21 protein-coding genes are annotated in these 23,659 nt (G+C 34.0%); 13 read left to right on the top strand and 8 right to left on the bottom strand.

All coding sequences use genetic code 11. From position 1 onward, the window contains the following. The first annotated feature begins 161 nt into the window (after positions 1-161). From ACLBWW_RS09840 to ACLBWW_RS09790, 11 genes are all read left to right on the top strand, one after another. Positions 162-1,889: a phospho-sugar mutase gene (locus tag ACLBWW_RS09840; RefSeq protein WP_107134690.1), complete on the top strand. Its 1,728-nt coding sequence runs from the start codon at positions 162-164 to the stop codon at positions 1,887-1,889. 264 nt (positions 1,890-2,153) lie between these two features. After that, positions 2,154-2,495 (top strand): hypothetical protein, encoded by a 342-nt coding sequence (locus ACLBWW_RS09835; RefSeq protein WP_000648045.1) that lies wholly within the window; start codon positions 2,154-2,156, stop codon positions 2,493-2,495. Then, positions 2,488-2,826 carry an EamA family transporter gene (locus ACLBWW_RS09830; protein WP_048542249.1) on the top strand — a complete coding sequence of 113 codons (339 nt, stop codon included), beginning with the start codon at positions 2,488-2,490 and terminating at the stop codon, positions 2,824-2,826. The genes ACLBWW_RS09835 and ACLBWW_RS09830 overlap by 8 nt, the downstream gene beginning before the upstream one ends. Positions 2,827-2,893: 67 nt before the next feature. Further along, positions 2,894-4,855: a DUF2142 domain-containing protein gene (locus tag ACLBWW_RS09825; protein ID WP_048542247.1), complete on the top strand. Its 1,962-nt coding sequence runs from the start codon at positions 2,894-2,896 to the stop codon at positions 4,853-4,855. A gap of 24 nt (positions 4,856-4,879) precedes the next feature. Further along, positions 4,880-5,596 (top strand): glycosyltransferase family 2 protein, encoded by a 717-nt coding sequence (locus ACLBWW_RS09820; RefSeq protein ID WP_048542245.1) that lies wholly within the window; start codon positions 4,880-4,882, stop codon positions 5,594-5,596. Further along, a complete protein-coding gene (locus ACLBWW_RS09815; protein ID WP_048542243.1) occupies positions 5,593-5,988 on the top strand; it encodes a DUF2304 domain-containing protein in 396 nt (131 codons plus the stop codon). The genes ACLBWW_RS09820 and ACLBWW_RS09815 overlap by 4 nt, the downstream gene beginning before the upstream one ends. Before the next feature lie 100 nt (positions 5,989-6,088). After that, positions 6,089-7,333: a glycosyltransferase family 87 protein gene (locus ACLBWW_RS09810; RefSeq protein WP_048542240.1), complete on the top strand. Its 1,245-nt coding sequence runs from the start codon at positions 6,089-6,091 to the stop codon at positions 7,331-7,333. A 501-nt stretch (positions 7,334-7,834) separates the two neighbouring features. Next, the gene (gene galU / locus ACLBWW_RS09805) at positions 7,835-8,725 is read left to right on the top strand and encodes a UTP--glucose-1-phosphate uridylyltransferase GalU (protein ID WP_048542239.1); all 891 of its coding nucleotides are present in this window, start codon (positions 7,835-7,837) and stop codon (positions 8,723-8,725) included. Between the two features lie 140 nt (positions 8,726-8,865). Then, positions 8,866-9,873: a glycosyltransferase family 2 protein gene (locus ACLBWW_RS09800; protein WP_048542238.1), complete on the top strand. Its 1,008-nt coding sequence runs from the start codon at positions 8,866-8,868 to the stop codon at positions 9,871-9,873. Positions 9,874-9,885: 12 nt separating this feature from the next. Next, on the top strand, positions 9,886-10,308 hold the full coding sequence (locus ACLBWW_RS09795; protein ID WP_001060121.1) for a GtrA family protein: 423 nt from the start codon (positions 9,886-9,888) through the stop codon (positions 10,306-10,308). A gap of 91 nt (positions 10,309-10,399) precedes the next feature. After that, positions 10,400-13,087 (top strand): YfhO family protein, encoded by a 2,688-nt coding sequence (locus ACLBWW_RS09790; protein ID WP_107134689.1) that lies wholly within the window; start codon positions 10,400-10,402, stop codon positions 13,085-13,087. A 17-nt stretch (positions 13,088-13,104) separates the two neighbouring features. On the opposite strand, the gene ACLBWW_RS09785 is transcribed toward ACLBWW_RS09790, so the two are convergent. The 5 genes from ACLBWW_RS09785 to ACLBWW_RS09765 all read right to left on the bottom strand — a co-directional run bounded on the left by ACLBWW_RS09785 (position 13,105) and on the right by ACLBWW_RS09765 (position 18,720). Further along, entirely contained in the window at positions 13,105-14,481 is a 1,377-nt protein-coding gene (locus tag ACLBWW_RS09785; protein WP_048542234.1) for an O-antigen ligase family protein, read from the bottom strand. Positions 14,482-14,497: 16 nt separating this feature from the next. Continuing rightward, complete coding sequence (locus ACLBWW_RS09780) at positions 14,498-15,565, bottom strand: glycosyltransferase (RefSeq protein WP_048542232.1); 1,068 nt, start codon at positions 15,563-15,565, stop codon at positions 14,498-14,500. After that, positions 15,558-17,114 (bottom strand): murein biosynthesis integral membrane protein MurJ, encoded by a 1,557-nt coding sequence (murJ, locus tag ACLBWW_RS09775; protein WP_000532294.1) that lies wholly within the window; start codon positions 17,112-17,114, stop codon positions 15,558-15,560. Before murJ ends, ACLBWW_RS09780 begins: the two co-directional genes overlap by 8 nt. Before the next feature lie 221 nt (positions 17,115-17,335). Further along, positions 17,336-17,926 (bottom strand): biotin transporter BioY, encoded by a 591-nt coding sequence (locus ACLBWW_RS09770; protein ID WP_447614016.1) that lies wholly within the window; start codon positions 17,924-17,926, stop codon positions 17,336-17,338. Between the two features lie 50 nt (positions 17,927-17,976). Further along, positions 17,977-18,720, bottom strand: coding sequence for a DUF3298 and DUF4163 domain-containing protein (locus ACLBWW_RS09765; RefSeq protein WP_048542231.1), 744 nt, complete (start codon positions 18,718-18,720; stop codon positions 17,977-17,979). A 95-nt stretch (positions 18,721-18,815) separates the two neighbouring features. On the opposite strand from ACLBWW_RS09765, the gene ACLBWW_RS09760 reads away from it, so the two are divergent. Then, entirely contained in the window at positions 18,816-19,199 is a 384-nt protein-coding gene (locus ACLBWW_RS09760) for a hotdog fold thioesterase (protein ID WP_000520763.1), read from the top strand. 36 nt (positions 19,200-19,235) lie between these two features. Here the strand turns inward: ACLBWW_RS09760 and ACLBWW_RS09755 are convergent, their stop codons facing one another. Together ACLBWW_RS09755 and ACLBWW_RS09750 are read right to left on the bottom strand one after the other, a co-directional pair. Beyond that, a complete protein-coding gene (locus ACLBWW_RS09755; RefSeq protein WP_000287155.1) occupies positions 19,236-20,612 on the bottom strand; it encodes a glycine--tRNA ligase in 1,377 nt (458 codons plus the stop codon). Between the two features lie 344 nt (positions 20,613-20,956). Beyond that, entirely contained in the window at positions 20,957-21,670 is a 714-nt protein-coding gene (locus ACLBWW_RS09750; protein WP_098152414.1) for a DNA alkylation repair protein, read from the bottom strand. A 118-nt stretch (positions 21,671-21,788) separates the two neighbouring features. Here ACLBWW_RS09750 and ACLBWW_RS09745 point away from each other — a divergent pair, with 118 nt between their 5' ends. Continuing rightward, entirely contained in the window at positions 21,789-22,256 is a 468-nt protein-coding gene (locus tag ACLBWW_RS09745; protein ID WP_000390066.1) for a hypothetical protein, read from the top strand. A 75-nt stretch (positions 22,257-22,331) separates the two neighbouring features. Here ACLBWW_RS09745 and ACLBWW_RS09740 read toward each other — a convergent pair whose 3' ends face one another. Further along, on the bottom strand, positions 22,332-23,657 hold the full coding sequence (locus tag ACLBWW_RS09740; protein WP_048542227.1) for an ArsB/NhaD family transporter: 1,326 nt from the start codon (positions 23,655-23,657) through the stop codon (positions 22,332-22,334). Positions 23,658-23,659: the final 2 nt, after the last annotated feature.

Here is a 23,659-nt window from a genome sequence, read left to right as displayed (position 1 = left end):
ATTTATGTATAGCTTTTCAATTTATACAAAAAGTATTCATAATGGGTGCTGTTTTATACATTTAATGTAAAAGTTTTTGTGAGTATTAAATATAGTATTGAGGAAAATATCATTTTCACCATATAATTAAATTGTGTTTGATTGAGAGGAGAGAATTTAAAATGGAATGGAAAAAAGAATATGAACGCTGGAATACATTTGTTAGTTTGGATATAGAGTTAAAACAAGAGTTAGAGGAAATGAAACAAGATGTAAAGAAAATTGAAGACAGTTTCTACAAAAATTTAGAATTTGGTACAGGCGGTATGCGTGGTGAACTTGGTGCTGGAACAAACCGTTTGAACGTATATACAGTACGTAAGGCGACAGAAGGTTTAGCTCAATTTATTGAGAAACAAGGAGAGGAAGCAAAAGCACGTGGTGTTGTTGTTGCATATGATTCTCGTCATAAATCTCCAGAGTTTGCAATGGAAGTAGCTGCAACACTTGGTGCACATGGTATTAAAACATACGTGTTTGAAAGCTTACGCCCAACGCCAGTGCTTTCTTTCGCAGTTCGTCATTTACATACAGTAAGTGGAATCGTTCTTACGGCAAGTCATAATCCGCCTGAATATAACGGATATAAAGTATACGGTGAAGATGGTGGACAATTGCCTCCAAAAGAAGCTGATGAGTTAATTAGCTACGTAAATGCAGTAGAAGATGAGTTAACAGTTGAAGTAGCTGACGTAGAGAAATTAAAAGCTGGCGGTTTATTACATATTATTGGACAAGAAGTAGATGATGCATATGCAGCAGAATTGAACAATGTCATTATTAATAAAGAAATGGTGCAAAAAGTTGGTAAGGACTTAAAGATCGTCTTTACACCATTACACGGAACATCAAATGTTTCTGTGCGCCGTGGTTTAAAAGAAGTTGGATTTACAGATGTAACGGTTGTAAAAGAGCAAGAGTTACCAGATCCGAACTTCTCTACAGTAAAATCACCGAATCCAGAAGAGCACGCGGCGTTTGAGTATGCAATTCGTGATGGTGAAAAAATTGGTGCAGATGTATTAATCGCAACAGATCCTGACGCAGACCGTCTAGGAGTAGCAGTTCGCAATCACGATGGTGAGTTCCAAGTGTTAACTGGTAACCAAACAGGTGCATTAATGCTTGATTACTTACTATCTCAAAAGAAAGAAAACGGAACTCTTCCAGAAAACGGTGTTGTTTTAAAAACAATCGTAACGTCTGAAATTGGTCGTACAATTGCGAAAGCATACGGTTTAGATACAGTTGATACGTTAACTGGATTTAAATTTATTGGAGAAAAAATTAAGCAATATGAAGAAAGTGGACAGTATAGTTTCCAATTTGGTTATGAGGAAAGTTATGGTTATTTAATTAAGTCATTCTGTCGTGATAAAGATGCTGTTCAATCTGTTTTATTCGCATGTGAGGTTGCAGCATATTATAAGGCGCAAGGAAAGACATTGTATGATGGATTGCTTGAAGTGTTTGAAAAACATGGTTATTTCCGTGAGGGGCTTGTGTCATTGACCTTAAAAGGAAAAGATGGCGCAGAACAAATTCAAAACTTGATGACAACATTCCGTGGAAATTGTCCTGTAGAAGTAGCTGGTTTAAAAGTTACAATTGCTGAAGATTATAAAGCAAGCTTGAGAACAAAAATTATAGGGGATGGAACAGAGGAAATACATTTACCAAAATCAAATGTGTTAAAGTATTACCTTGAGGATGGTTCTTGGTTCTGTTTACGTCCGTCTGGGACAGAACCTAAAATCAAATTTTATTTTGGGGTGCAGGGAAGTACGCTACAACATAGTGAAGAAAAACTTGAAAGTATAAAGAATGATATTATGAACCGAGTTCAATAATATATTAAAAAAGCATGAGCGTTAGATGCTCATGCTTTTTTTTTTTTTTGAAACTTGGAGTGAATTTTCTTGTTCGAATTTTTATCAGTAGTTGGTTTTATTGTCACAAATTGGGCACAATCGGTAAATGCATTTAATTAAGTTCAGAATGAAATTTTGGATTAATTATGTTAAAATTTGTTTCGTGTGTATATAAACTAAAAATGGCAATTTGTAAAAAAGTAATGATATAACTATCAATTTTAAAAAAAGAGAGTTGAGTGTATGAAAGCATCAATGAAGCATTATATATTTTTACATGTTGCCTTTTTTTTATACTCTATCATAATGGTGTATATGAAATGGGCGGCAAACTTTTCAGTTGGATCAATTTCTTTTTTTATTGCCTACATGATTCTTGTAATTCTTTTATTTGGATACGCAATTATTTGGCAGCAAGTTATTAAACCATTTGAAATATCTAAAGCGTATTCCCATCGAGGAGTCATTATTTTATGGGGACTATTATGGTCAGTGGTGTTCTTCGGCGATACAATAAAATGGAATAATTTGGTTGGTGCAGTCATTATTATTATAGGGATTGTCGTGGTGGTAAAAGATGAATAAATTTGTGTTGCTTTACATTTTTGGAGTTGTTTTAGCAAACTATTCGCAAATTTTATTAAAGAAGGCAACATTATCGAATTATGATACAAAGTGGAAAGAATATGTAAATCGCTACGTAATTGTAGGATATTCTTTATTTGTAATTAACGCTGGATTAAATGTAATTGCCTTGAAAGGTGTTCCATTAAAACAAGCGCCTGTTATTGAATCGCTTAGTTATATTTTTATTTTAATATTCAGTTGGTATTTTCTTGGTGAAAAAATAACTAAAAGGAAGATATTTGGAAATCTGATTATTATTATAGGTATTATTGTGTTTTGCATTCAGTAAAAGTCATTTTTTGTGCATCTACTGTGTGCCGATATTTAGAAAATAATATAATCGAGGTGTTTGTAGCATGATAGGAAGAAAAAAGATATTTTTATCTTTTTTTGTAGTTTTTTGTGCAGTTTTATATGTGTTTTTGACGGGGCCTATACACACTGTAAATAAGAGTCTTGTTTATAGCAAATATAAGATGATTGATTTAGCGCAAGGTGAAGAAGTGCGTCAAGAGATTCATTTTGCAGGTGAAAACCCAAAGCATTTGCTGTTACCTCTTACAAGTGAAAGTTATCATAAAAACGCTGTGTTAGAGTATGAGCTCTCGGCTAAAGGGAAAATCGTGAGTAAAGAAAGAGTCGATTTAAAAACATGGGGCGGAGAAAAATATATTAAGGATCCTCATTTTAAGAGCAGTATTATAATTCCTATTGAAAAAGACATAAATAAAGATGCTGTCTTGAAAGTAAAAATAGTAGAAGCTGAAAATGGCGAAAAAGTTACTATTCGTACAGGGGCATCATTGTCTCCAGATGAAAAACTGACTGTTAATGGTAAAGAAGAAAGTGGACAAGCGATAGCTGCAAAGGTAGCATATGATCAACTTGATTGGTTTAAGGTTGGAAAAGCAGTTGTTACTGCATTAGCTACTTTATTAGCTTTATTCCTTATTGGTAATAACACAGTTAAAAATTTTGTCGTTGTTACCGGAATAATGGGGGTTATGTTCAGTTTCAATAATCCACTCTTTGAGGCAACTGATGAAAACTTCCATTTTGCAAAAGCGTATGATATTAGCTTAGGGAATCTTCTCTCTACAAAACAGGGAGATAAAGTGGGCGTTAACTTACCAGAGAATATTGATGATATGCCACGCCCGAATCAATTTGAAACAACTTATGGGTTATTGGCAAATGGCGAAAGATACGATAGGGCTAAGAGTGATATTTGGGATACCTATACATTTGCAGATAAAACGAATTTTGTAGAGCAACCCACAACAGCTGTTTATACACCAATTCCTTATATTCCACAAGCTCTTGGCTTAATTATTGCTAATATATTGGGGCTAAAAGCTTTTAGTGCGCTAATGTTAGGAAGGATTTTTAATTTAGCTGTGTATATTGCTTTGAGTGCTCTTGCGATAAAAATTATTCCAAGGTTGAAAAATACGTTAGCATTTTTAGCGGCATTTCCATTGTTTGTATCATTGGGTGCGTCGTTTTCAGCAGATGCAATACTGATGGGGTTAAATTACCTGTTTATTGCTGTAATGTTGCAGAAGCTTATGCGTTCTGAAAAGAATACGTTAGGAATTAAAGATTTTATTATTCCAATTGTTTTATTAATCCTAATAGTATTATGTAAATTTACGTATTGGCCGTTATCATTCTTGATTTTTGCGTTTATTGGAAGGGATTTATTCCGTACAAAAATGCAAGGTGTTATGTCATTTTTATTACTGGCAGGAATACCAGGTTTAATAATGAGTTCTTGGAACCTATTCGTAATGAAATTTGTGGGAACTATTAATCCAAATGAAAAAATTAATCCTGTTGGTCAATTGAAGTTTATACTAGAGCATCCAGTTGAAGTAATAAAAGCTTTCTTTGGAACATTTGAAAGTGGAATGAGCATGTGGATGAACATGCTAAATCAAGTTGGATGGGTAACTCATTTAATGAGTGGTATTGTGCTTATTAGTATGGTAGGACTTGTAATGACAGTCATTTTTGATTATAGCGAAGATGGATTTAAATTACGTAAGTTCGATTATGCAGTCTTTATACTCACAATTGTAAGTGTAGTTGGGCTAGTTATGTTAAGCTTATATTTAACATGGTCTGAAGTTGGTACAGATTTCATTAGTGGTTTACAAGGAAGATATTTCTTACCTGTCATTCCAATTGTATTGTTCATCTTTAATGAAAGAATGAATGTGAAACAACACTCAGAGTTAACAGCGCAACGCTCAGCCAGATTAGCATGTTGTATGCTATTGTATGCAAATGTGTTTATGCTAGGATATTTTTATTAAAATTAGTGGAGTGAGGGATTCCAATTGTTAAAAAAGAAGCTGATTATTATTCCTGCTTACAATGAATCAACGAACTTAATACACGTTGTAGAGGATATAGAGAAGAATGCTCCAGATTTTGATTATGTTATTATCAATGATTGCTCAAAAGATGATACAGAGCAAATATGTAAAGATAATAATTTTAATTATGTAAGTTTACCGATCAATTTAGGAATTGGTGGAGGCATGCAGACTGGTTATAAGTATGCTCAGCGCCATGGATATGATGTTGCGGTACAATTTGATGGTGATGGACAACATGATGCGGCCTATTTAGGAGCCCTTCTTAAAGAAATGGAAGATACGAGAGCAGATATGGTTATTGGCTCACGTTTTATTAATAAAGAAGGATTCCAGTCTTCATTTACTAGAAGAGTTGGGATTCGTTTCTTTGAAAAATTAATCAAAATTGTATCTGGAAAAAGAATAACGGATGCGACTTCTGGATTTAGAATGGTAAATCGTAAAATTATTAATGAATTTTGTGAGTACTATCCAAAAGACTATCCAGAGCCGGAAAGTATTGTTGCTGTAATTAGAAACAATTATGAAGTAAAAGAAGTTCCAGTACTTATGCGAGAAAGAATGGGTGGGACATCTTCAATAGTAAATTACAAAGCCATTTACTATATGATTAAAGTAACACTTGCGATTACAATTGATCGATTAAAACCTAAAAGAAAGGAGAATGCTTCGTGACAATTCGCCTTCAAATATTAATTATTTTAGGAGTTATAGTAGGATTAATTATTTTTACAAACCTAGTCCGTAAAGAAAAATTGGAATTGAAATATGTATTAACATGGTATGGAGTGTTAATCGGTATTTTAATGATTGGGATTTTCCCAAAATCAATTGATGTGGTTTCACATTTATTGGGAGTTGCTACACCGATAAATGCGCTATTCTTTTTGGGATTTCTTTTTGTGACATGTGTTTTATTTTTCTTAACTGTTGTAGTTTCGAGATCTTCCATTCGAATTAAAGAATTGACGCAAGTTATAGCTATTTATCAGCATGAAAATGAAAAAATGCAGCAAGAATTATTAACTCATAAAGAAAAAGAAGAAAAACAGAAAGTAACTGTATAATTAAATAGGTTGTATAAGCGAAGCAGAAATATACTGGATTTCTGCTTTTCTTATGTCACCTCCTTTATGGGTCTCATAATAATGTTTTGGAGGAGAATAAATGGTAAATATAAAAATAAGCGAGAAAATGTTTAAGGTTATCTCCTTAATATGTTTGCTAGGGGCAATTGGGTACTCGCTAGGATATCAAGTCCTATGGCCACTTTATAAAGAGCCTGCAATGTTAGGGTGGATGTTTGATGATTATCATTTCTTTTACTATGCATTTCATACAATTTGGAATGATAATGCTATAAGCATGATGTATAATTTGGACCATCAAATGGAGACATTTCGTCAACTATATGGTGAAACAAAAGGTGCACTAGGATACTATATGTATCCACCACAGTTCGCTGTATTTCTTTCGTGGTTCGCAGCATTTCCTTATGAAAAAGCGCGCCTTTTATGGACCATGTTCAATAGTATATTATTCATATTGGGTGTATGTTTAGTAATACAAGCTGCGTATAAAGGAAGAGCAAAAGGGGTAAAGTATCTCTTGTTTTCTGCGGCTATTATTATTTATCCAGTATTTGCTGATTTTTATTGGGGACAATCCAATCGTTTAATCTTCTTTTTATTATGTTTAACATATTATTTTTATCAATCTAAACATAAGTGGTTGGCAGGGATTCCGATTGTTTTTGCTACTAGCTTTAAATTACTACCGGGTATTTTTCTTGTATACTTCCTATATAAGAAAGAGTGGAAGGTGTTTTTAAGTGCTGTAGTTACAACGATTGTTACATCAGGGATTACCATTGCTATAGTTGGATGGAATGTAGCTTGGGAATATGTAACAAAAGATTTGTTTGTTGTAAATGAAATTAATGAAATGCATGGTGGAGCACCTTGGGATAGCTCATTTAAAGGAGTATTAAAGACATATTTCCCACACGATTCAATGAGTATAACTCACCTTGTGTATGTCATAATACTATTAGTAATTACATTTCTAGTTATTAGAAAATGTAAAAAAGACAGCTCGTTGGAGTTTGTCCTCGTTACAGCGCTTATGCTGTTATTCTCACCTGTTGTTGAAGTACATTATCCTGTATTAATGATCATTGTAATCGTATATGTACTTTCACATATATTTAACAATTCATTAATAGAAGAATTCGTAGATGGTAATGTAATGTATAACATTAGTCTAGATGCAAAAAGTGTATGGCATGTAGTTGTTACAGCGGTTTCAATCAATATTTTGATGGATTCACCAGAAGGAATGAGTTACTTCATAGCCATGTTATTCCTGTTTTATGTATTATTAGATCGTTACTATATTCAAAATAAAAAATAGATTTTAGTAAAAGTTTACGTATAATTTGAAATTGTTATGGTGAAAAAATTAAATTATATAATTTTAAAGATGTATATTTACGTGGCCTTTCACATGTTTATTAACATGCATCTATTTAGCTTTTTTGCAAAAGGAAATAAGTGCATATTTGTCAGATTTGCTACGCTTTTTAGGACCGATTGTACGAAGGATACAGTAAATAAAAGGGCTCATGAGTAGAGAATAAGGAGAAGCACATGAGAGATTAATAAGTAACCTTGACGAATAAAGAGACAATCATGTAGAATTTGTACGAAGTGTCTTTTGCAGTTAGTGAAGAAGTTAACATGTAAAAAACTTTAGTTTAATAAGAAAATTGATAGATATATAGTATAAAAGTTATACTCATTTGGATAAGAATGTATCCCATAAATATGGTTTGATAAGGGAAAAATAATAAAAATAACTACTGCTTGGACAAATGCGAATATATACCAAAGATGAGAGAAAGAGGTTATAAGCATGAAAAAAGTAAGAAAAGCTATTATTCCTGCAGCTGGTCTTGGGACACGTTTTTTACCAGCTACAAAGGCACAGCCTAAAGAAATGTTACCAATTGTTGATAAACCAACAATCCAATATATCGTTGAAGAAGCTGTAGCGGCTGGTATTGAAGATATCATTATCGTTACAGGAAAAGGAAAACGTGCGATTGAAGATCATTTCGACAATGCATTTGAATTAGAACAAAACTTATTAGAGAAGAAAAAATATGAGTTACTTGAAAAAGTACAAGCATCTTCGAAAATGGTAGATATTCACTATATTCGTCAAAAAGAACCACAAGGTTTAGGACATGCAGTATGGTGTGCTCGTAAGTTCATCGGCGATGAGCCATTTGCTGTTCTTCTTGGTGATGACATTGTACAAGCTGAAAAACCTTGTTTAAAACAGCTTATCGATGAGTATGAGCATACACTTTCATCTGTGATCGGTGTGCAAACTGTTCCAGAAAATGAAACGCATCGCTATGGTATTATTGACCCATTAGAAAAAGAGGGTCGCCGTTATCAAGTGAAGCAATTTGTTGAAAAACCGGCTCCAGGTGAGGCACCTTCAAACTTAGCAATTATGGGACGCTATGTGTTAACACCAGAAATATTCCGCTTCTTAGAAGAGCAGGATATTGGTGCTGGCGGTGAAATTCAATTAACAGATGCAATCCAAAAGCTAAACGAAATTCAACGTGTGTTCGCATACGATTTTGAAGGAAAGCGTTATGATGTTGGAGAGAAGCTAGGCTTTATTCAAACAACAATCGAAATGGCGTTACAACATGAAGAGTTAAAAGATGATTTATTAGCGATTATGGAAGAAATTGTGAACGGACAAAAAAATACTGTGAAAAATTAACTTATTTATAAATATGTGAGGTTAGACATAGTGAATTGGAGAAAGAGGTATTCTAAGATAAACATCCAGTTTACTATGTCTAATCTGTGCTTATAAGATGTTCTTTATGAGCAGGCTTGAAAAAGAAAGGAGCACCTTTTTTGAAGACTATTACTATATTGGTACCGGCGTATAATGAAGAAGAGGTATTAGATCAATTATATAGTCGTTTAACAGGGGTATTTCAAGGCATTCCAAATTATAACTTTGAAATTTTGTTTGTTAACGACGGAAGTAAAGACCGCACGTTAGATATTATTAAGGAATTTAGAATGAATGATAAGCGTATTTCGTATGTAGACTTATCACGAAATTTTGGAAAAGAAACAGCAATGATTGCGGGTCTTGATCATGCAATTGGAGATGCAGTAATTATCATTGATGCTGATTTACAAGATCCACCAGAATTAATCCCTGAAATGATCAAGTACTGGGAGCAAGGGTATGATGATATTTATGCAAAACGTCGTTCTCGTTCAGGTGAATCATGGGCGAAGAAATGGACAGCTGGTAAATTTTATAGCTTGCTAAAGAAAACAACAAGAATTCCGATCCAAGAAAATACAGGTGATTTTCGTTTACTAGACCGTCGTTGTGTTGAGGCATTAAAGAAAATTCGTGAAACGCAGCGTTATACAAAAGGGATGTTTAGCTGGATTGGTTATAATAAGAAAGAAATTTTATTCGATCGTGATCCTCGTGCTGCAGGTGAAACAAAGTGGAACTATTTCAAACTAATGGATCTTGCTATTGAAGGAATTACATCCTTTACAACAGCGCCATTGCGCCTTGCATCGTTCATGGGATTTACTGTTTCATTCTTAGCTTTTATCTATATGATTTGGATTATTATTAAGACGCTAATGTATGGTGAATCAGTAAGTGGATATCCATCTATGATGACAGCTATTCTATTCATCGGTGGTGTACAGTTAATTTCTATCGGTATTATTGGGGAATATTTAGGACGTATCTTCAATGAAACAAAACAACGTCCGCTATATTTTGTAGATGAATATAATGATGATAAAGTAACGAATATCGATGGCGATCAAAAAACGGCGAAATTATACAGCGTAGAAGATCGTAAAGTAAAATCAAATCACTAGGGGATTAGAAGTGTGAATAATAAAGCGAAAGAAATCTTTAACTATTTACTTTTCGGTGGTTTAACGACGTTAATCAACATTGTGACGTATTTTATTTGTGCAACGTTAATTGGAATGGATTACAAAATAGCAACAACAATTGCTTGGATTGTATCGGTACTGTTTGCGTATATTACAAATAAGAAGTATGTATTTAACAGTCAACAAACAAGTTTTGCTCATGTAGTAAAAGAGTTTGTCTACTTTATGGGATTCCGTATTGTATCGTATTTCATTGATATCGCATCCATGATTGTTTTAATTGAATGGCTAGGTATGAATGATTTAGTAGCGAAAATTATTGCAAACGTTATTGTTGTGGTTGTAAATTATTTTGCGAGTAAATATATTATTTTTAAAAAGAAGACCGATATAGAAAACGGTCAAAATATATAAAAAACAATGGCTTGGCTCTATGCCGGCTATTGTTTTTTATACATAAAATTTGGTAATAAATGATTAATGAAGAATGATATGGAGGAGTATAATGCAAGTGCTGTTAGATTTGTTTAAGAAAAAGAAGTTTTTATATACTTTTGCTTTTTTACTTCCTTTTTCTATTTATGGTGTCATTTTTATTTTACTGGGTATTGCACCGTTTGGAGAAAAATCAATCCTTGTAACGGACTTACACACACAATATGTGCAGTTTTACACGTATTTATATGATGTGTTTAAAAATGGAAAAAGTATATTTTATAGCTGGGAAGGTGGAATGGGGTTAAACTTCATTGGAGTATTTGCTTATTATTTAGCTAGTCCTTTTTCACTACTTATTCTCCTGTTTGATCGTTCGCATATTCCAGAAGCGATTATGTTAATGACGTTATTAAAAACAGGATTAGCTGGTTTTACAATGACGTATTATTTAAGTCATATGATGAAGCGTCGTGAAATTGCTATTGCGCTATTCTCAACTTTTTATGCTTTAATGTCATTTGTAACAGTATATTCTTTCTGTGTAATGTGGTTAGATGCTATTTATTTACTACCACTTATTATGTTAGGTGTTGAAAAGCTAGTTACAGAAAAAAAATGGGTGTTATTCACATTTAGTTTAGCACTTACATTTATTACGAATTTTTATATTTCCTTTATGGTAGGGATTTTTACATTTATCTATTTTGTAGCACGTTATTGTGTGCTTTACGATATTCGAAATATAAAATTATTAATGCAAAGGTTCGTATGGTTCTGTCTTGGAACAGGATTGGCAGGTGGAATGTCTGCATTTATTACGCTACCAACATACATGGATTTAAAGAGCAACTTTGTTGAACGTACTAAGATTCCATTCTCTACAGCATTTAATTTTGATCCTTTTGATTTTTATGCACGATTCTTTAATGGCGTAATTGATACGACAGTAAATGGAATGCCGAACGTTTATGCAGGTGTTTTAACTGTATTACTCATTCCATTATTCTTTATTACAAAGAGAATTTCATTGAAAGAAAAGATTGTATATGGAAGCGTACTGTTATTCCTAATCCTTTCTTTTGAAATTCCGTTTTTAAATATTGCTTGGCATGGTTTTGAGCCACCAACGAATTTCCCGTATCGTTATTCATTTACATTCTCCTTTGTACTCATTTATGTAGCAGTTCGAACGTTTATGGTATTCGAAGAGGAATTAATACCAGCTTTAAAAAAGGTTGTATTGTTTAATATATTTATGCTGCTATTATTAGGAAAAGTAGCTCCAAGTTATATGCAGTCAAATAAGATTGTAATTAATGCCTTTTTAATCATTATGTATGCATTATTGTTATTTGGAAAAGTTCGCTTGCGAAAAAATAAAGCAATTATCTCTTTGGCTTTATTAGCTATAGTAGGGCTAGATGTAGCAACTAATACAGTATACATGGTTAAGTTAATGGGCTATGAATACGGATATATTAATCGTCAAGAATATGCTTCGCCGTATCCAAAATATGAAGAGACCATTCAGAAAGTAGCCGAGCAGGACAAGGGACTTTATCGAATGGAAACGACAAGAGGTGTTACATGGAATGATGCGCTACGCTTTGGATATAAGGGCGTAACACACTTCAATTCTGTGGCAAATGGTCACTTGAATTTATACATGCAAGATTTAGGTTATGGATATCTAGAGGCATTAATTTTACAAAATGGTAAAGGGATTCTCTCTACTGATGCCTTGTTTGGTGTAAAATATATGATTTCTGATCAACCTTTAAATAAATACGGATGGTCTGAAATCGATCATGTTGGAAGCAATTATGTATATGAGAATAAAAATGCGCTTTCGTTCGGATACATGGTAAATAAAGATGAATTTGATGTTAAAGGAAAAGACAAGTTGAAAGTACAAAGAATCAACTATACAAATTCCTTTGAGAAGCAAAACGAATTGATTGGTAAATTAGATGGGCAACAAGTTAGTTACTATCAACCGTTAAACCCACTTTCTGTAGAATATAATAATTTAGCAGTTGTGGAAACGAGCGAGAAAACGAAAAAAGAGCTACAGGCTGAAACCGAAAAAATAGCTCAAACAAATCAAAAGCCAATCGAATTGGTTAAACAGCAGGGTGGACAAAAAGCAAGTATTAAATATACAGTTGATGTAAAAGGTAAGCAACAATTGTATACAAAATTACGTGTGGAACCAACTGATATTACAAAAGTATATGTAAATGGAAAATCACTTGGTAAAAAATTCACTGAATATCCTCGTTACTATTGGAACAATGGTATTTTAGATTTAGGATATTTTGATAATGAAAAAGTCAAGGTTGAAGTTGAAGTCAAAGGAAGTAGTCATTCCATTGAGATGGAACAACAATTATTCTATGGACTTGATGTAGAAGCATTTGATAAGCGAATAAATGTACTGAAACAACAGTCATTTGATGTAAAGAATTACACAAGTCGCACGGTATCAGGAAAAATTGATGTGAAGGAAGATAACTATTTATTCCTATCTATTCCATATGATAAAGGCTGGAAGGCAACAGTTGATGGTAAAGAAGCTAAGTTACTTAAATTAAATGATGCATTCCTTGGATTAGATTTAGAAAAAGGAACGCATACAATTGAATTAAAGTATACTTCCCCAGGATTTGTAATGGGAGCAATTGTTTCGTTTATTACTTTTGTTATCACACTATTAGGCGCTTTTATTGTATCAAGGAAACAGAAGAAAATATAATAAAAAAGGACTACTGATTATTTCAGTAGTCCTTTTTTATTATATATACATCCCGTAATGAGGAAGAAATACATCATGAAGACGGCATTCTCTAATATGTTATAAAAGGCACTTCCTATAATAGCACCAACAAATAAACATAAGAGAATGGGACTAAATATTGAATTTCTTCTTAGTTTCCAGAAAGCACTTAAAATTCCATATGCAAATATCGAACATAAAATGACTCCGATAAGTCCTGTTTCCGCTAGAATTTGGATGTATTGGTTGTCAGAATAAAAATTCCATGTAATATTATACGATTTATAAATTGGTGACGAGTGTGTTTGAGTAGCTGCATCACCGAATGTACCGAAACCATATCCGGTAATTGGTTTGTCACGGAAGATTTCTAATGCTTTCTGTACATAATATATTCGACCGTCTTGCTTACTTAATTCTAATGTGTCTTCTGATAGTGCTTCTGAAAAGCGTTTTGCACCTAGAGCATCTCCTTCTAAATAGTTTGTCATAAGAGAGATTCCAGTAGCGCATATAAATGAGATGAGTATTATAGGGATTAATGCTTTCCAATACGGTATATTACGATGGATAATGATATAAAGCACTCCAAAGGTTATTAACGCTAAAAATGCTCCGCGTGAATAGGTTAACCATAAAGTTGTCGCGATAATTGTTAGCCCTACATAGAGTATGTACTTCATTCTTATGGAAGCATTTTTTAACAAATATAAAGAAATAATAAATGCAATTATTAAATAAAGTGCAAGTTCATTTGGGCCACCAGCCATACCATATATACGAATTTTATTAGTAGGAGCTAGATCGAGATTTTTCCATACCTCCGGTAGTAGCATACTACGGAGAGAAATTTTTTCAATTAAGCCTTGAATCGAAATGATAATTGCAGCCACGAAAGTTACTTTTGCAAACAATATGAAATCATCTCGGGTGAATGACAATCGAGAGACGATATAGAATACAAAATAGTATAGTAAAAGGGTATGTAACTGCATAATTATTGCTGCTAAAGATACATTGTTAATTAATCCTACAATCGCTCCGAATAAACAAAATAGGAAATATGCGATTTCAAAATAATGAAATGTAAAAAGTTTTGAAGCAGTATTTCGATATTGCAAAATGATTTTGCATAATAAAGCGAGAATAATGAAAATCCCAATAAATTTAAACCCTGCATTGTAGGCAGTTAAAAAGGGGCGCATTGGAATAAATAATAGTAAATAAGCAATACCGAGCTTTTCATCTCGAAAGGCAGTTATTGCTAATAATGCCGAAATGAATAGCCCGGTATAAGTTGCTGAAAATATTAATCCTACTATAATAAGGAAAATACTTAAAGTAATATAGTGAAATCGATTTAGCTGAATCATAATATATTAAGCCCCTTTAACATGATGATGGTATGCGGTAAATATGTTTCACCTCTTCTATCATTTTAGAGAAGGTGAAATGTTGTAAATAATATTCGCGTCCGCATTCTGCTAAAGAATAGTAGAGTTTGTCATCTTGTAATAATGTTGCCAGTGCAGTTGCCAATTGTTCGACATCTCCATATGGTATAGAAATACCAGATTGATTTGGAACAATAACTTCTGGTAATCCGCCAATATTTGTCGCAATCACAGGCTTTTTCATAGCAATCGCTTCAATTGCTACGTAGGATAGCCCCTCATTTTTAGAAGGAATTACGATGATATCGTGTGCACTATATTCTTTAATAATGTCATCTCGAAAACCTAATAAAGAAACGGAATCATTTAATTGTAAAGCAGTCACTAAGTCTTCTAATTGAGTTTTTAATGGACCATCTCCAATAATGTTACAGTGCCATTGTAAAGAAGGGAATTTTGTTTTTAGTTTTTGTAAGCTGTGTATTAAAAATGGTTGTCCTTTTTCTTCGCTTAACCTTCCAATTACAGCGATTTTCATCGGTTTATGAACAGAGGGTAAATTGTTTAAATAAGGATCCTCTAAGCCATTATAAATTATTTTTAATTTATCTTTTCGAACTCCTTTTTGAAGGAGTTGCTGTTTCATAAACTGTGAAATACAAATGATGGTGTCATTATAACGAGTGAATATATTATTGCACCATTTTAAAGGAAGTGACATGGGGACATCCACATGGTATGTCCAAATGACACGGATGGATGCCCCTAATAACTTTGCTAAAATTGCAATATAATTTTCACGTAAAAATTGTGCGTGAACAATATCTACTTGCTCTTTTGCAATTATTTCTTTTAGTTTCCATGCAGTTTTTATATCAAAAGGGTGTTTCATTTCTATTTGATATATGGGTATATTTAATGCTTCAAACTTATGTAAGAAAGGACCAGGAGTAGAATATACAAGAATACAACATTCTGGATCCATAGATTGAATTAAATCTAGGACGTATTTTTCTGATCCACCATCCCCAACATAATTCAAAAGGTACATAATTTTATTCATTTATATCATTCCTTTTACCTAAAAATAGCGATAGCAATTGTTGTAGTTCTTTAATCTTTAACATGTAAGTGACTAATAAGTAAACGATGGCGCCAATCGCTATTGCTAATAAAATAAGCAACTTTGTATCATGTGTAAAATGAAGCATCAGCTTGGAAGTAAACAAGCTAATAAAGGATGCCACAATGCATTTGAATAAAAAGCCACCGTAGTACAAGTTTACTGCTTCTTTCTCTTTCATGAATTTTTGGAACATCCACAATAGTATGATTACTGTACTAGCCGATGCTATTGACGTAGATAGAGCTGCACCAGCTAAGCCCATTTTGTTAACGAGTATAATACATAATATAACATTTATAATCATGGAAAAAATTGATGCGTACATAATATATCGATTCAATTTTAAAGAAAATAGTAAACGATCAAGTAAATCTTTTAAAGGTTGCATGAGAGCGGCTAGCGCATAAAATTGCAATGCAGTTGCTGTCATCATAATAGAATCTTTCCCGAATTCACCATAGTTATAAACAACTTTGACAATTTGTTCTGTAAAAAAGGTAAAATAAATAAAAACGGGAATAAATAAATATAATAATACTTTTATATTCGTTTCCATTAAATTTACGAAATCTTTCCATTTTGAGTCAGTTACATAACCGACAAATTTAGGGTACATAACTGTTAAGACTGGAGCAGCGATTAATCCAAGAGGAATGAAGTATAATTTTTGGGAATAATTAAGGGCTGCAATAGATCCTTCTTCTAATCCAGATACTAGTGTACGATCCACAAGTAGATTAATTTGAATAGACATACTTGTAATGAAAGCAGGAATACTCAACTTAATCATCGTTTTTAAAGAAGGGTCTTTCCAATCGATTACAAATCGATAGCGATACCCCTCGCGCTTAGAAGCAAAATAAACAAGTGTATTTTGTACAATGTTTCCGATAATAACGCCTAATGCGAGTGCGTAAATTCCAATCCAATTAACAAGGGAAACAAATATAATAAGGGTAATTCCATTTAATACAACCCATTGCATGCTTGTAATGCGAAATTTATGTAAACTGTTCAAATAAGCATTAAAAATATCAATCATGAATGTACAGAATACAGTTGGGAAAATGATTTGTAATAGGTAAGCTGATAATAAAGCTGTTTGCTCTGGGAGCCCATTTGCAAATATTGAAATAAATAAGTTCGGCTGTAGTTCAATGAGCAAAAGCGGAATGAAAAAAATAAGTAGAACAATGTTTAAAAAGTTATTCATAAATCGATATGCTTTAAGGGAATCTTTTCCCTTTAACTCCATAAAGATAGGAATGAAAGAAAAGGCGAAGGCCCCTGTGATACCAGTAAAAACAATAGTTGGTATATTTAAAGCTACAACGTATGCATCAACGGCATGGTTTGTACCGAAATAAGCTCCAAGTGTGATTTCTTTTGCAAAGCCAAGTAGCTTTCCTAAAGCTGTCCCAAGCGTAAAAAATAGTGTTACTATGAGAAATCTTTTTGTATGTTCTTGAGAGGATTCTCTCCCCATCTATAATCAAATCCTTACTTTAGTTTAATTCTTTTTCAAGCATAATTTATTTGTATCTAAAAATCAAATATATATGAAGAATAGAAAGTGCTAACCATATGAAAAAAGAGGCTATCTTCCAATAGAAGGATAGCCTCTTTAATACGTAATAAAAACCCGATTAGGGAAGGGGAATAATAATCAAGGGAAACGGTATCTCATGCAAATATCAAAAAAACAACTTATGAAACGAAGTGACTGTTTCGATAAGCAGAACGGCGTACAGCATAGTATATGCGAGGTGCGATAATAGCACCGATAATTGTAAATGCAATATCTTTTACTGCAAACCACATCATAATCATCCAAGCAGCTTTATAACTCATATTACCACCCATAAAGAAATTGACTGCCCCGTACATATAAGTAGTACCGATAATATAAGTTAAAATGATTCCTGTGAAAGAGGCAATTGCAAATGTACTGAATGTTGGTCTTTCTTTTTGTTCTACTGGTTTTCCGGATACGTAAGCAACGATAATAAATGCAATAATAAAACCACCAGTAGGATCTAAAAGTGCTCCAAATCCAGCTTTGAAGTTAGCGAAGATTGGTGCACCAGCTAAGCCAACGAGCATATACACAGTCATTGATAATGCGCCAAGTCTACTTCCAAGAAGAAGCCCTGCTAAAATTGCGAAAAATGGTTGCATAGATAATGGGATGCCCGCCACTTGCAGGAATGGTGCCCAAGATACAATATTTGCACCAATGGCCATAAGAGCGACGAACATGGCAGCTAATGCTAAATCTAAAACATGAAATCTTCTCATAATGTTAACCTCCTGTTGTTTTCGGGTTAACATTATCGTAGCGAAAATATTTACTTGTTGTCAATCAAAATATTTTGATAAGAAGGCTTCAAATAATCTCTTAGCAACGTATACGGAATACGAAATTGAGGAATTCCGCTTGAATAAGGAGCAATCTCATATAAAGGGAAATAAATGACGAGATTGTCCGGTTCTAAAAAGAAGTGGAACTTTTTCGTGCTCATGACCTTTTCAGTTGCATCGGGAAAATAAATGCCTTCATTTTGTTTAATTTGTCTTACGATCTCAGCGCGGATTACTTCTTTATATTTATCTTCTTGTTGAAATAAATCATCTAAGCGTAGTAACTTTTTTTCATTTAAATCAAATGTGTTTGCCTTCCACGTATAAAGACCGTGTGCTCCGCCTGTATATTGATAGTAATTCAAATATAGGCTGAGTAAGGGTAGTTTATTTAAGGAAACTTTATAATCAACATTCGCCACGTACGGATGAAAAGGTGTGCTAGATCCTTCCGTTTCTTTATAATATTTTTTTGCGTCTTTTTCTAATTTGGTTTTAAATTTGTCAGTAGATTTTTTGTAATAGAAATTGAGCTTATTTTGAAATTTAGAATCGGAAAAATTGTGAAAAGAAGGTCTGTTAATTTGATATTCTATATAAGGTTTCTTACCTTTTTGTGTTACAGTCTGAACATCGATTGTCAGGTTGGATGCTTTGGCTGCTAGTGCACAATTTGGTACAATAGTCAGCAAGGAGAACATAAGCAGTAATATACAAAATTTCTGTTTCATTTAGGTGAAACCTCCTTATATAAGTGTTATAAGTAGTTTGAAAATAAATAGGTAAAATTATACATTCAATTAAAGTAAGAGAAGGAGGAAACGATATGGGAAAAACTTTAATGGATTCACTTGGAATTGAGTTGTTAGAGATGACAGAAGATAAGGTGGTTGCTACGATGCCTGTTGATGAGCGTACGCATCAGCCATTTGGTTTTTTACACGGTGGTGCATCTCTTGCATTAGCAGAAACAGTAGCTAGCGTTGGTTCATACAATTTAATTGATCAAGAGAAATGTATTTGTTTCGGTCTAGAAATTAATGCAAATCACATTCGCTCAAAGAAAGATGGAATTGTAACAGCAATCGGAACACCGATACATAGAGGACATTCAACGATGGTTTGGGATGTACGTATTATTGATGAGAATGATGATTTACTATGTATATCAAGGTGTACAGTAGCAATTAAAGAAAAACGTGAAAAGTAAAAAGAGGCGGCTCAATAGAGCGCCTCTTTTTTATAATTAGAACTGGATTTTCTTCTCTAAGAAGCCTTTTAGCTCGCTAATTGGCATACGAACTTGTTCCATTGTGTCACGGTCACGTACTGTAACAGCTTTGTCTTCAACTGAGTCGAAGTCGTAAGTGATACAGAATGGTGTACCGATTTCGTCTTGACGACGGTAACGTTTACCGATAGAACCAGTTTCGTCGAAGTCTACCATGAAGTCTTTAGCTAGTTCTGCGAATACTTCAGTAGCACCTTCAGATAGCTTTTTAGATAATGGTAAGATAGCTGCTTTGTATGGTGCTAAAGCAGGGTGGAAACGAAGAACTGTACGAGAATCGTTTTCTAATTGCTCTTCTTCATATGCATCACATAAGAATGCTAATGTTACACGGTCAGCACCTAAAGATGGCTCGATGCAGTACGGTACGTAACGCTCATTCGTTTGTGGATCGATATAGTTAAAGTCTTCATTAGAGTGTTCCATGTGACGTTTTAAATCGAAGTCTGTACGAGATGCTACGCCCCATAGTTCGCCCCAACCGAATGGGAATCTAAATTCAATATCAGTTGTTGCGTTACTGTAGTGAGATAATTCCTCTTCACCGTGGTCACGAAGACGCATGCTTTCTTCAGTCATACCAAGTGAAAGTAACCAGTTCTTACAAGTTTCACGCCAGAATGCGAACCATTCTAAATCTTCACCAGGCTTACAGAAGAATTCAAGTTCCATTTGTTCGAATTCACGTGTACGGAATGTGAAGTTACCAGGCGTGATTTCGTTACGGAAACTCTTACCGATTTGGCCAATACCAAATGGAAGCTTTTTACGCATAGAGCGTTGTACGTTTTTAAAGTTTACGAAAATACCTTGTGCTGTTTCAGGACGAAGGAAGATTTCGTTCGTGCTAGACTCTGTAACACCTTGGAATGTTTTGAACATTAAGTTGAACTGACGGATTTCAGTGAACTCTTCACTACCACAATCAGGACATTTTACTTCATGTTCTTTCATTAGGTCAGCCATTTGGTCGAAAGTAAGACCATCAACAACCATTTCGATGCCTTTTGCATCTAATGCATCTTCAATTAATTTATCAGCACGGTGACGCGCTTTACATTTTTTACAGTCGATCATTGGATCGTTGAAGTTACCAACGTGACCAGAAGCGATCCAAGTTTTTGGGTTCATTAAAATAGCTGCGTCTAAACCAACGTTGTATGGAGATTCTTGAATGAATTTTTTCCACCAAGCTTTTTTAACGTTATTTTTTAATTCGATTCCAAGTGGACCGTAATCCCAAGTGTTTGCAAGACCACCGTAAATTTCAGAACCAGGGAAAACAAAACCGCGATGTTTCGCTAAGTTTACAACTTGTTCCATTGAATACATAATAAAATCCTCCTTTTGAAAGTTAACGTATTGGCGATGACGTGCTCAGATACTAGTGAAACGAGCGGTATATGCTTTGAAAACATAAAAAAACGCTCATCCCAAGGCTTAATTGCCTAGGGACGAGCGTTTGCCCGCGGTTCCACCCTAGTTGATACACAACAGGTGCATCCACTTTATCACGTATTGCTCGGGACTGCCGTTTCCTTGCGGCTTCAGGCTTTCACTATCCCTGAATCGCTTTTGTGCAAGTACTTATAAGTCCGTCATCGCTACTTATATTAATAATAATGAACATATTCTAACACGTTCTTTTTTAAATCTCAATAGAGGAACGCGTCTATCTATGATAGAGTCTCGCCTATTTTTTCGTTATTTATTCCGTAATTTTGTTTAATGTGCTTAATTGCTTCACGTTTACTAAGGGGAGCAAGCTCGTTATTTTGCACGTATTCCCAAACGACATCAGGTTTCGTTTTTGCATATTCACGAAGAACCCAGCCAATCGCTTTTTGAATAAAAAATTCTTTTGAAGAATGTAGTTGTCCAATAATCCAGAAAAGAAGTTCTTCATCCATCTTTTGTTTATATTTTAGCTGGAATAAAATAGCGGCGCGTTGTAACCATATGTTACCTGATGCGATCCATTTTGGGATGTATGCAGAAATCAATTCTGGGTGTTTTAAAAAGATATCCCCTAAAAATGTAGGGATGATGCTATCGACAGAATCCCACCAAGATTTTGTTACAATGAGTTCTTCTAAAAACGGGATATGCGTTTCATTTATATACTTTTTATATTTTTGCATAATATCGAGTGCAGCCGCTTGAAATTCACGTTCTGGTAAATCCCAAAGTTCACGTACGATAATTTGAAAATCTTTTTGATCTGGAAGAGTGTGTATTTGGATAACGTCTTTTAATAACTGTCTTCTTTCAGGTGTTTGAATACCGAGAAATGGGAAGTGGTTTTTCATATAACGTGCCATCGGTTCTGCTTTTTCAGGATTTTTATGGGCTGTGAAATGCTCTTGTAATGCTTGTACAAATGGATGCATAAGTACGTTCTCCTCTCTTATTATCTCGCTCCTATTATTATACAGAGAGTTTGGATAAATTTTAAAACATAACTTGCAATGGAATGAAATATGTTGAGAGTAGAGAGGAGAGGATAAGATGGAAGATCAAGGCGTACTAGCAGGTTTCTTTGCTCTTAGTTTTGCGTTTATTCTTGTTGTATTGATTTGGGCAATTATTGCGTATTTATTAACGGCTTTTGCACTGTATACGATGGCGAAAAATGATGGTGCAACGGATGGTGCTCTTGCGTTTATTCCTTTTTTAAATAGTAAGATATGGGGTGATTTAGCAAAAGACAAATTACCGGATTTCTTAAAAGAAGAAGCAGGATGGAAAGTATTCGGCATATATGTCGCATGTTTCATTTTTAACTTCGTACCAATTCTATATTTATTAGCAACAGCTGTATCGATTGTGCTGTCTATTTATCTTATCTACGCAATTTTAGATAGATACGGAACGAATTCTATATTGTTTACGATTATTCATACAATCACATTTTCGGTTTTCTTACCGATTCACTTGTTCATTATTCGGAATGAGCCGGTAAGGTATAACGAGTAGGGATATTTGAAAAATCATTCATATAATTGTATTGAACAAGAAAAAGGGCTGTCACATGTGACAACCCTTTTTCTACTACATAAGGTAGCGTAAATAAATATAAATATGAGAAATGATTAATGAAACGATCATAATTGGGAAGCCGACTTTAAGGAATTCCATGTAGCTAAATTTATGGCCCTCACGACTTGCGATACCTGCAACAATTACGTTAGCAGAAGCTCCGATTAATGTTCCGTTTCCACCTAGACAAGCACCTAATGCTAATGCCCACCATAATACGTCGATTTGTGCGTCAGAAGGTGATAAACCTAGCCCAACTGCCATATCGTTAATAAGTGGGATCATTGTTGCAACGAATGGAATGTTATCAATTGTTGCCGAGGCGATACCAGATACCCATAAAATAAGGATAGATGCTTGAGAAATATCTCCGCCCGTTATTCCAATTACTTTTTGAGCTAACATTTTGATAAGGCCGATATCAATAAGTCCTCCAACAAGTACGAATAGTCCTGCGAAGAAGAAGATTGTTACCCACTCTACACTTGCGAATACTTCTTCAATTTCATGTTCTTTCACACCGATTAGCATAAGTACAGTAGCACCAGTTAAAGCGATGATAGCTGCATCAACATGGAAGATCGAATGAGTCATGAAACCTACGATTGTAAGTCCAAGTACGGTTAAAGATTTTTTCATTAATACTGGATCTTTAATGTATTGTTTTTCATCTAAACTCATTAATTTTTTAACTTGTACAGGATCAGCAATTAATTGTTTACGGTACATGAAGTAAAGTATTGTCGCTGTAACAGCAATAATAATGATTACGATAGGTGCTAAGTTGAATAAGAACGCATTGAAATCTAAATGCTTATTTGCAGAACCAATCATAATGTTAGGTGGATCACCAATTAATGTTGCTGTTCCTCCAATGTTTGAAAAAATAATTTCAGAAAGTAAATAAGGAACAGGATTTACTTGCAGTATGCGCGTAATAGATAAAGTAACTGGAACAACAAGAAGTACAGTTGTAACGTTATCTAAAAATGCGGAACCAAGCGCAGTAAGTAAGGAAAGTGAAATTAAAATTTTAATTGGATTTCCTTGCGCCCCTTTTGCTGCTTTAATGGCAACGTATTGGAAGACACCCGATTTACTCGTAATGTTCACCAGAATCATCATACCGATGAGTAGCGTAATCGTCCCCCATTCAATATGTTTCGTAAAGGCGTTGTGTAAATCAACGACCCCCATAATTACCATGAGTGCTGCACCAAGAAGTGCGATGACAGCGCGATTAATTTTTTCTGAAATAATAATGGCATATGTAATTAAAAAGACTGCGATAGCAAAATAATACTGCCAGTTTGCGAGCTCTTGCGTTGTTTCGTGCAAAA

Source organism: Bacillus sp. M5A3_1b, assembly GCF_053345335.1.
This window is presented reverse-complemented; position numbering and strand designations above follow the sequence as displayed.